A 9,063-nucleotide genomic window follows, 5' to 3' on the forward strand; every position below is an offset into this window, starting at 1 on the left:
TGTCGATTTTCGCGCGGCGCTGCCGACGGGCGGGCGGTTGCTCGGCCTCGACGTCGGCACCAAGACGATCGGCACCGCGCTGTGCGATGCCGGGTGGAGCTTCGCCTCCCCCGCCCCGCTGATCCGACGCACGAAGTTCACCGCCGACAAGGTCGCGCTCGCCGCCATGCTGGCGCCTCAATCGGTCAAGGGGCTGGTGATCGGGCTGCCGCTCAACCTTGATGGGACCGATTCGCCGCGCACCCAGTCGACCCGCGCCTTTGCCCGCAACCTCGCCGACTGGGATCTGCCGATCCTGCTGTGGGACGAACGCTGGTCGACCGTCGCGGTCGAACGGGTGATGATCGAGCAGGACCTGTCCCGCGCCAAGCGTGCCGAACGGGTCGACAGCCTCGCCGCCGCGCACATCCTGCAAGCGGCCATCGACGCGCTGGCCCATCACTGACTTGCCATGTCGGAAAGTTTATACTTGCCAAGTTGGAAAGTCAGGCATAAATCACTTTCCACATTGGAAAGGATGGCCACCATGACCGAACCGAGCGATGCCGCCGACGCCCTTGCCGCGATGCGGGCGGCACGGATCAGGGCCAGCGAGCTCAAACCGCTCCCATTCTACTATCACCTGATCGTCGGCGCGCTGATGGCTGCCTGGGCGGCGGCGCAGGGCTTGCCACAGGCCTGGTACGGCCTGAGCGTCGTCGGCCTCATCGGGACAGGCTTCGCCGTCTATCGTTGGCGGCGCGCAGCGACCGGCCGTTGGGTCAACGGGCTCCGTTCCGGGAGAACATTATGGGTCGCGGTGCCGCAGTTCGTGCTGTTGCTGGCGATCCTTGTCGCCACCAACCCGACGTTGGGCCTCGGCGTGATCCCCCCGTGGGAGGGCGCGCTGCTCGCGTTCGTGGTCGCCGTGTTCTGCGACTGGCTGTGGGAACGGTTGTATGACAGCGAGCAGCGAGCGCAGCGATGAACGCGAGCGGTTTCGATCCGGTCATCCACGCGCCCGCCCGGCTTCAGGCCTGCGCGATCCTCTCCTCCGCCGAAGAGGTCGAGTTCGCGCTGCTGCGCGACGCGCTGGAGGTAAGCGATTCGGTGCTGTCCAAACACCTGCGCCAGCTTGACGGCGCCGGCTATGTGAAAGTCCGCAAGGCCACGACCGGCGGTCGCGTGCGGACCTGGCTGGCGCTCACGCCGCTGGGCGCCAAGGCGTTCGCCACGCACGTGAAGGCGCTCCAGAAACTCGCGTCCGCTGCCATCACGCGGTGACGCCCGCTTGCCCCCCGCCGCCGCGCAGGGTAGCGGAACGCTTTAATGTCACCGTCCGATCACCGTCCCGCCGCGCTCCTCCACGGGCGTGAAGCGTTTCCACACAGGCACCTCGTCGGCATCGCCGGGTTGCAGCCGCATGAGATCATGTTCCTGCTCGACGAAGCCGAGCAATGGATCGAATCCAACCGCACCCGCGCCAAGGGCGACGGACGGCTGGCGGGCCTGACCCAGATCAACGCCTTTTTCGAGAACTCGACCCGCACGCTTCTCTCGTTCGAGATCGCCGGCAAACGGCTGGGGGCGGACGTCGTCAACATGCACGCCGCGCAATCGAGCGTGAAGAAGGGCGAAACGCTGATCGACACCGCCGTGACGCTCAACGCGATGCGCGCCGACGTGATCGTCATCCGCCACATGGCGTCCGGGGCGGTGCAACTGATCGCCGACAAGGTCGATTGCCCGGTGCTCAACGCCGGGGACGGCCGCCACGAGCACCCGACCCAGGCCCTGCTCGACGCGCTGACCATCCGCCGCCGCCGTGGCCGGGTCGAGGGGCAGCGGGTGGTGATCTGTGGCGATGTGCTGCACAGCCGAGTCGCCCGCTCGAACATCCTCGCGCTCACCGCGCTGGCGGCGGAGGTGCGCGTCTGCGCGCCCTCGACGCTGATGCCCGCCGCGATCGAGGATTTCGGCGTCACCCCCTTCACCGATTTCGATGCCGCGCTGGAGGGGGCCGACGTGGTGATGATGCTGCGCGTCCAGAACGAACGCATGTCGGGCGGCTTCATCCCGTCGACCCGCGAATATCACGCCCGCTATGGGCTGACGCTGGAAAGGCTGGCGCGGGCGAAGGACGATGCCCTGGTCATGCATCCCGGGCCAATGAATCGCGGTGTGGAGATCGATTCCACGGTGGCCGATCACGCTACCCGATCCGCGATCACCGAACAGGTCGAGATGGGGGTCGCTGTCCGCATGGCCTGCCTCGACGTGCTGACCCGCAATGAACGCGGCGTGGAGGGCTGGGCATGAGCCGCACCGCCTTCACCAACGCGAAGATCGTCTGCCCGGCCGGCGGCATCCGCACCGGCACGCTGGTGATTGACGGGGATGCTATTGCGGCGGGCGAGGATACGACCGGGGCGACGATCATCGATTGCGCCGGCCGGACGCTCGCGCCCGGCATCGTCGATCTCGGCGCGTTCGCGGTCGACAAGGCGGCGTGCCGCGACGGCGGCGTGGTCCGCGTCGGACTGATGCCCGATCAGTCGCCGGTGCTCGACGATCCCGGCATCATCCGCCGCGCCGCGACGATGGGCAAGCCGGAGCTGTGGGTCCATCCGCTCGGCGCCGCGACGCGGGGGTTGGCCGGAGTCGATCTCGCCGAAATGGCGATCAACGCCTCGGCCGGCGCGCGCGCGGTGGCGACCGGACGGCGCTGGATCGGCGATTCGGGGCTGATGCGCAAGGCGCTGGCCTATGCCCGCGATTGCGGCCTGACCGTGGTCAGCCATGCCGAGGACGCCCGCCTGACCGGCGATGCGGTCGCTACCGACGGCCTCACCGCGACTCTGCTCGGCCTGCCCGCGGCCCCCGCCGTGGCGGAGGCGCTGGCGATCGCGCGTGATCTGATGCTGGCCGAGGATACCGGCGCGCGGCTGCACATCCGTCAGGTTACCACCGGCGCGGGGTTCGACCTGATCCGCGCGGCCAAGCGGCGCGGCGTCGCCGTCACTTGCGGCATCACGCCGGCGCACCTGATGCTATCCGATATCGCGGTCAGCGATTTCCGGTCCTACGCCCACCTCTCCCCGCCGCTGCGCGCCGAAGCGGATCGCCGGGCGTGTATGGCCGCGCTGGCCGACGGCACGATCGACGTGCTGGCATCGGGCGACGATCCGCGCGGGCCGGAGGAAAAGCGCCTGCCCTTCGCCGATTCGGCGCCGGGCGCGGCGGGGACGCGCACGTTGCTGGCATTGGCGCTGGGGCTGGCGCGCGATGCGGAGATCGGGCTCGACCGGCTGTTCGCGCTGCTCGCCGCGCATCCGGCGCGCGTGCTCGGTCTCGACGCCGGCACGCTTGAGCCCGGCAAGCCCGCCGACCTGATCCTGTTCGACGAGGGCACACCCTGGGCGATCGACGCGGAGGCGATCGGCAATACGCCGTTCGACGGCCTGCCGGTGCAGGGGCGCGTGCTGCGGATGTTCAAGGGCGGGAAGGAAATCCCCGCGAAGGGCTGAGAACTCCGCTCAGCCCAGTCGCCCCGGGCCGGTGCCGGGGTGCGCTGCGATGCGGGGAAAACGCCGAAATTCAGCGGGCAGCGATCCAGGCTTGGCCCACTCCGGCACGCGGCCGGGGTGAGGCCGGATTGACTGGACGCTCAGCGCGCGGCGAGTTGCACGCCGCCGCCGGTGCGCACCCAACTCGCCACCGCATCGCCGGTCGAGACGCGGACGAAGCAACGCCCCCCCGCGCGCTTGACGGTGGCGCACAGCCGATCGGCGTCGCCGCGCGCGAACCCGCCGACCGACAGCCGGTAAAAGCTCGTCCCGCCCGACGTCACCTGCACCCCGGCGGGGGTCAGCGATGCCAGCGCGGCGTTGCGGCGGACCATATGGCCCCATTTGTCCTGCGCCACCGCGCCGTTCTCGAATGCACCGAGCTGGACGTAGAAGCTGCCCTTGGCCGGAACGCGCGGCGCCACGGCAACCTGCACCGGCTTGTCCGGCGCGATCCGCGCGGCGGCGCGCACCGGCGCGGGCCGGCTGGCGCGCGACGGCAGCGACTGGACGATTTCGGCGCGCGGCCCGAACACCACGCCCGCAGTTGGCGCGACGGTGCGGACAGAGGCGACGTCCGTAACCGCAGGCGCAGGCGCAGGCGCGTCGCCTTCCGCCAGCGTTTCCACGGAAGGGGTAGCCACCGCGACGGCAGCGACCTTCGCCGCATCGCCATTGCCCGCCCTGAACGCATCGACCGGATCGACCACCTGCGCCACCGCGGCCATCGCCTGCGTGGTGATGTTGAGCGCGAGGCGTTGCGGCTGGCCGCCATCTTCGATCGGCGTCACGCCGAGCAGCGCGGCGACCTGATCCGATGCCGATTGCGGGCGCGCGAACGCGGCCCATTGCATGATCCGCTTGTCGAGCTGGTCGGGCGCGACATCCAGCCCGGCGACGAACTTCGCATCGGGCCAGCGCCCGGCAAGCGCCAGGCTGAGCGCGAGGTTCTGGCGGGTCTTGGCATCCGATTCCGGTCCGCGCGCGGCGGCGGTCAGGATCGCGACGGCAGTGCCGGGGTCGCCGGCCAGCGCCAGCGCCAGCCCGCGATCGGCCGGGGCGATGCTGGCTTCGTGTGCGGCCAGCGTCTCACGCGCGGTCGCCCAGTTGCCGGTGCCGATCTGCGCCAGCGCCAGGTTCAGCGCGGCGGCGCCGTCGGCCGGATTAAGCGCCAGCGCATCCTTCAGCGCGTCCGACGCCGACACGAACCGTCCCGCCATCAGATAGGCCTGGCCGAGCAGGGCGCGATAGCGCGCCTCTTGCGGCTGGAGCGCGACCGCGGCTTCCGCGGCGGCGACCGCCTTGTCGATCTTGTGCCCGGCCAGCGCCCTGGACGCGGCCTTGGCTTCGTCGGCGGCGCGGCGCGGCGCGCCGGTATCGACCGCGGCGGTGGCGGCGATGCCCCCGGCCAGGGTGGCCCCGGCGAGCGTGACGGCGGCGATGGTGGTGCGAAACGTCATGATGGACCCCTCAAGCCTTCCCGGACCCGTTGAGCTGATCGATCAGCGGTTCCACTTCCGGGAGCGAAGCGATGAACGCATCGAGCGCCTCGGTGACCAGCGCCTGCGCCGAACGGTTGCGGCACGCCGACGCCAGCCGCAGCCGCAGATGGCGATCCGCGTCGAGCCGCAACGTGAAGGCGACCTTGGGCTTGCTGGTGCGAACCTCGCGGCGGATGCGCGCAGCAGTGGCGAGCGAGACCGGCCGGACCAGCACGGGCGAGGGGGTCTCCACCACCGGCGCGGATTCGGGCGCCGCTTCCGGTTCGGCATGCAGTTCGACCGGCGGCAGCGGCGGATATTCCTCGCGCAGTACCTCGCGCTGGGCCAGCACCTGCGGCACCGGCGCGTCCTCCAGCGGCGCGACGTTGGCGGTCAGCGGGCGCACCGGGGCTGGCGGCGGCAATGGCGCGGGATAGGCATCGGGCGCCTCCCCCATGTCGTTCCAGCCGAGATCCTCGAGATTGAGTGAGGTGTGATAGCCCTGCGGCTTCATCGCGGGGCGTGCCTGGCCCTTGCGGGCGAGCAGGCCGGACGACAGCGACGCCGTCGGTTTTCCAAAAGCGCCGGCCATGATCAGCTCACCACCCGGCGGCCGAACCCGCCTGCGCCGCGCGGAGCGGCAAAACCGTTGGCGGCCGGCGTCGCGAACACGGTGCGCCGGAAATTCTTCTCGAGCCGGTCGGAAATATAGCTCCACAGCGCGTCGACCTCACCGGCCGAACGCCCCTTGGGATCGACTTCCATCACGGTGCGGCCGTCGATCATCGACGCGGCGAAATCGGTGCGGTGGTGCAGCGTGACCGGCGCGACGGTGCCGTGCTGCGACAGCGCGACCGCCGCCTCGCTGGTGATCCGCGCCTTGGGCGTGGCGCCGTTGACGACGAAGATTAGCGGCTTGCCGGCGCGGTCGCACAGATCGACCGTGGCGCCGACGGCGCGCAGGTCGTGCGGGCTGGGCCGGGTCGGAACCACCACCAGTTCCGCCACCGCGATCACGCTCTGGATCGCCATGGTGATTGCCGGCGGCGTATCGATCACCGCCAGCCGAAAGCCCTGCTGGCGCAGCACCTCCAGATCGGCGGCCAGCCGCGCGACGGTGGTCTGGGCAAAGGCCGGGAATTCGGTCTCGCGCTCGTTCCACCAGTCGGACAGCGATCCCTGCGGATCGATATCGATCAGCACAACCGGGCCTGCACCCGAGAGTTGCGCCTGTACGGCGAGATGCCCGGAAAGTGTCGTCTTTCCGGACCCACCCTTCTGCGATGCCATCGCAAGTACGCGCATTGCCACCCCTGAGCCCATCTGTTGATGGTCGCAGAATTGGCACGCCTTCCGATAAGAAGTGGTTAATGTCCCGCCCGCCGTTGTTAGGCGCTAAATTGGCCGGCCGACGACGTTGTCCCGCGACGATCCAGCGGTGCTTAAGAGAAGCTTTGCCAATATCGGGGCAAGGACGATATTCATGATCGATCAGGGCGAACGGGAAGCGGCGATGAAGCGTGCGTGGTTGGGAATAGCGGGGGTGGCCGCCTGTCTCGCGGTGCCGGCGATGGCCGACGTCAAGGCGGGCGTCGATGCCTGGGCGCGCGGCGATTACAAGAAGGCGGTCGACGAATGGCGCGGTCCCGCCGTCGCCGGCGATTCCGATGCGCAGTTCAACCTGGGGCAGGCGTACAAGCTCGGGCGCGGCGTGCCGGTCGACCTGCCGATGGCGGAACAATGGTATCGCAAGGCCGCCGAACAGGGCCACCCGCAGGCGGAGGACAATTACGGCCTCGCGCTGTTCCAGAACAACAAGCGCGACCTGGCGCTGCCGTGGCTGGAGAAGTCGGCCGCGCGGGGCGAACCGCGCGCGCAATATGTCCTGGGCACGATGTATTTCAACGGCGACGCGGTGCAGCGCGACTGGGTGAAGGCCTATGCGCTGACCCAGCGCGCGTCGGCGGCCGGGCTGCCGCAGGCTTCGAGCGCGCTGGCGCAGATGGACAGCTACATCAGCCTGTCGGACCGACAGCGCGGCACCGAGCTGGCGCGCAAGTACGAGGCGGACGCCCAGCGCCCGCAGCTTCCCACCGAAATCGCCGGCGGCACCGCGCCCGCCACCGCCACGCGCCCGACCCGCCCGATCGAGACCGCCGCGCTGCCGCCGTCGACCGTCGCGCGCGATGCGCCGCCGATGGACAGCACCTCGCCCCGTCCGCAGCCGGCCGCCCCGACCCGCACGCGGCCGCCGGTGCCAACTCCCACGCCCCGCGCCGCCCCGGTCGACGGCGGCTGGCGCGCGCAGCTCGGCACCTTCCGCGACGCCGGCAACGCGCGGACCCTGTTCGCGACGCTCCAGCGCAAGGGCGCGGTCGGCGGGCTGTCATCCTATTTCGTGCCGGCAGGCGGCCTGACGCGCCTCCAGGTCGGCCCCTTCGCGAGCAACGCCGACGCGGCGAAGGCCTGCGCCACGATCAAGCGCGCCGGCAGCGAGTGCGTACCAGTGCGGAAGTAGGGGCCGGCTAAACCTTCATAGCCCTCTCGTTATCCCGGCCTTGTGCCGGCACCCACCCGACGGCAGGCGCGAGGAAAGAGGTCGAGAATGCGGCGCCCGAGGCGTCGCGGCCCCCGGCACAAGGCAGGGGTGACGAGGTGAAGTGAGGACGGCTACTCCTCCGCCCACTCCCCCCGCGCGATCCCCTGCGCCCATAGCAGCGCGGTCAGGTCGCCGTGGTCGATCCGCACCCCCGCCGCGGCCGCGACGATCGGCTTGGCGTGATAGGCGACACCCAGCCCGGCGCGGCGGATCATCGTCAGGTCGTTGGCGCCGTCGCCCACCGCCAGCGTCGCCTCCAGCGCCAGCCCGCGCTCCGCCACCGCCTCCAGCAACGTCGCCTCCTTGGTCGACGAATCGACGATCGGGCGGCCTACCGTGCCGTCCAGCCGGCCCTCGACGATCACCAGCCGGTTGGCGATCGCGCGGTCGAATCCGATCTCCGCCGCCACCGGATCGGCGAAGCGGGTGAAGCCGCCTGACACCAACACCGTCAACGCGCCCCGCGCGCGCATCGTCCGCACCAGCGCCTTCGCACCCGGCATGATCCGCACCCGCTCGGCCAGGCAGCGGTCGATCGCGCTTTCCTCCAGCCCCTCGATCAGCGCCACCCGCGCGTCGAGCGCCTGCGCGAAATCCAGCTCGCCGCGCATCGCGCGCTCGGTCACTTCGGCGATCTGCGGCTTGATCCCCGCGTAATCGGCCAGTTCGTCGATGCACTCGACGGTGATCATCGTCGAATCCATGTCGGCGACCAGCAGCGCCTTGGCCCGCCCCGCCGCCGGCTGCACCGCGACGTCGGTGCCAGCGAACGCGTCCTCCAGCGCCGCGCGCGCGCGATCGGGACCTTGGGCAAAGGGAATATCGGCGGCGTCGCCCGCGTCGATCCAGCGCCAGCCGCCGGGCGCGCAGCCCGCCGCCGCCAGCCGATCGACCGCGTCGGATACATCTCCCGCATTCAGCCGTCCGGCTGCTATCAGCGTCGCGATGAACAAATTCGAACCCCTGGCGAAACGACCTGCCCCCGCCCCGTTCGCCCTGAGCTTGTCGAAGGGCCGTTCTTTCTTCGCGCGAAGAAGGACGGTGCTTGGGCAATCTCAGCACGGACGGACAGAGTGCGCGGCATGAAACCAACGCTCGCGCTCATCGCAGGGCCGACCGCCAGCGGCAAGTCCGCGCTCGCGCTTGCGCTCGCCGAGCGCAACGCCGGCACGCTGATCAACGCCGACGCCAGCCAGGTCTATGCCGATCTGCGCGTCCTGTCCGCCCGGCCCTCGCCCGAAGAGGAGGCGCGCGCCCCGCACCGGCTGTTCGGCCATGTCGACGGCGCCGATCCCGACTATTCCGCCGCGCGCTGGGCGGGCGAGGCGCGCGACGCGATCGCCGATGCGGTGGAACACGACCGGCTGCCGATCCTGGTCGGCGGCACCGGCCTGTATTTGCGCACGCTGCTCGACGGTATCGCGCCGGTGCCCGCGAT

At 70.5% G+C, this 9,063-nt stretch carries 11 protein-coding genes; 7 read left to right on the forward strand and 4 right to left on the reverse strand.

Annotated elements, in window-relative coordinates:
• From ruvX to VNR91_RS10840, 5 genes are all read left to right on the forward strand, one after another.
• A partial coding sequence (gene ruvX / locus VNR91_RS10820) for a Holliday junction resolvase RuvX (protein ID WP_325490778.1) occupies window positions 1-445 on the forward strand: 445 nt, incomplete at its 5' end.
• A gap of 81 nt (window positions 446-526) precedes the next feature.
• A complete protein-coding gene (locus tag VNR91_RS10825; RefSeq protein ID WP_325490779.1) occupies window positions 527-967 on the forward strand; it encodes a hypothetical protein in 441 nt (146 codons plus the stop codon).
• Complete coding sequence (locus VNR91_RS10830) at window positions 964-1,263, forward strand: transcriptional regulator (protein ID WP_325490780.1); 300 nt, start codon at window positions 964-966, stop codon at window positions 1,261-1,263. Before VNR91_RS10825 ends, VNR91_RS10830 begins: the two co-directional genes overlap by 4 nt.
• 45 nt (window positions 1,264-1,308) lie before the next feature.
• Complete coding sequence (locus tag VNR91_RS10835) at window positions 1,309-2,298, forward strand: aspartate carbamoyltransferase catalytic subunit (RefSeq protein WP_325490781.1); 990 nt, start codon at window positions 1,309-1,311, stop codon at window positions 2,296-2,298.
• Window positions 2,295-3,506 carry a dihydroorotase gene (locus VNR91_RS10840; protein ID WP_325490782.1) on the forward strand — a complete coding sequence of 404 codons (1,212 nt, stop codon included), beginning with the start codon at window positions 2,295-2,297 and terminating at the stop codon, window positions 3,504-3,506. The genes VNR91_RS10835 and VNR91_RS10840 overlap by 4 nt, the downstream gene beginning before the upstream one ends.
• Window positions 3,507-3,646: 140 nt before the next feature.
• Here the strand turns inward: VNR91_RS10840 and VNR91_RS10845 are convergent, their stop codons facing one another.
• From VNR91_RS10845 to VNR91_RS10855, 3 genes are read right to left on the reverse strand one after another with little or no spacing between them, the layout of a single operon-like run.
• Window positions 3,647-5,005, reverse strand: coding sequence for a tetratricopeptide repeat protein (locus VNR91_RS10845; RefSeq protein ID WP_325490783.1), 1,359 nt, complete (start codon window positions 5,003-5,005; stop codon window positions 3,647-3,649).
• Window positions 5,006-5,015: 10 nt separating this feature from the next.
• A complete protein-coding gene (locus tag VNR91_RS10850; RefSeq protein WP_325490784.1) occupies window positions 5,016-5,618 on the reverse strand; it encodes a hypothetical protein in 603 nt (200 codons plus the stop codon).
• Between the two features lie 2 nt (window positions 5,619-5,620).
• On the reverse strand, window positions 5,621-6,331 hold the full coding sequence (locus VNR91_RS10855) for a ParA family protein (RefSeq protein ID WP_325490785.1): 711 nt from the start codon (window positions 6,329-6,331) through the stop codon (window positions 5,621-5,623).
• 178 nt (window positions 6,332-6,509) lie between these two features.
• On the opposite strand from VNR91_RS10855, the gene VNR91_RS10860 reads away from it, so the two are divergent.
• On the forward strand, window positions 6,510-7,544 hold the full coding sequence (locus VNR91_RS10860; RefSeq protein ID WP_325490786.1) for an SPOR domain-containing protein: 1,035 nt from the start codon (window positions 6,510-6,512) through the stop codon (window positions 7,542-7,544).
• A gap of 152 nt (window positions 7,545-7,696) precedes the next feature.
• Here VNR91_RS10860 and serB read toward each other — a convergent pair whose 3' ends face one another.
• Window positions 7,697-8,578 (reverse strand): phosphoserine phosphatase SerB, encoded by an 882-nt coding sequence (serB, locus tag VNR91_RS10865; protein ID WP_325490787.1) that lies wholly within the window; start codon window positions 8,576-8,578, stop codon window positions 7,697-7,699.
• A gap of 129 nt (window positions 8,579-8,707) precedes the next feature.
• Here serB and VNR91_RS10870 point away from each other — a divergent pair.
• Window positions 8,708-9,063, forward strand: a 356-nt coding sequence (locus tag VNR91_RS10870; RefSeq protein ID WP_325490788.1) for a tRNA (adenosine(37)-N6)-dimethylallyltransferase, incomplete at its 3' end; no start/stop codon positions are given.

The organism is Sphingomonas sp. (genome assembly GCF_035555815.1).
Classification (GTDB): Bacteria; Pseudomonadota; Alphaproteobacteria; order Sphingomonadales; family Sphingomonadaceae; genus Sphingomonas.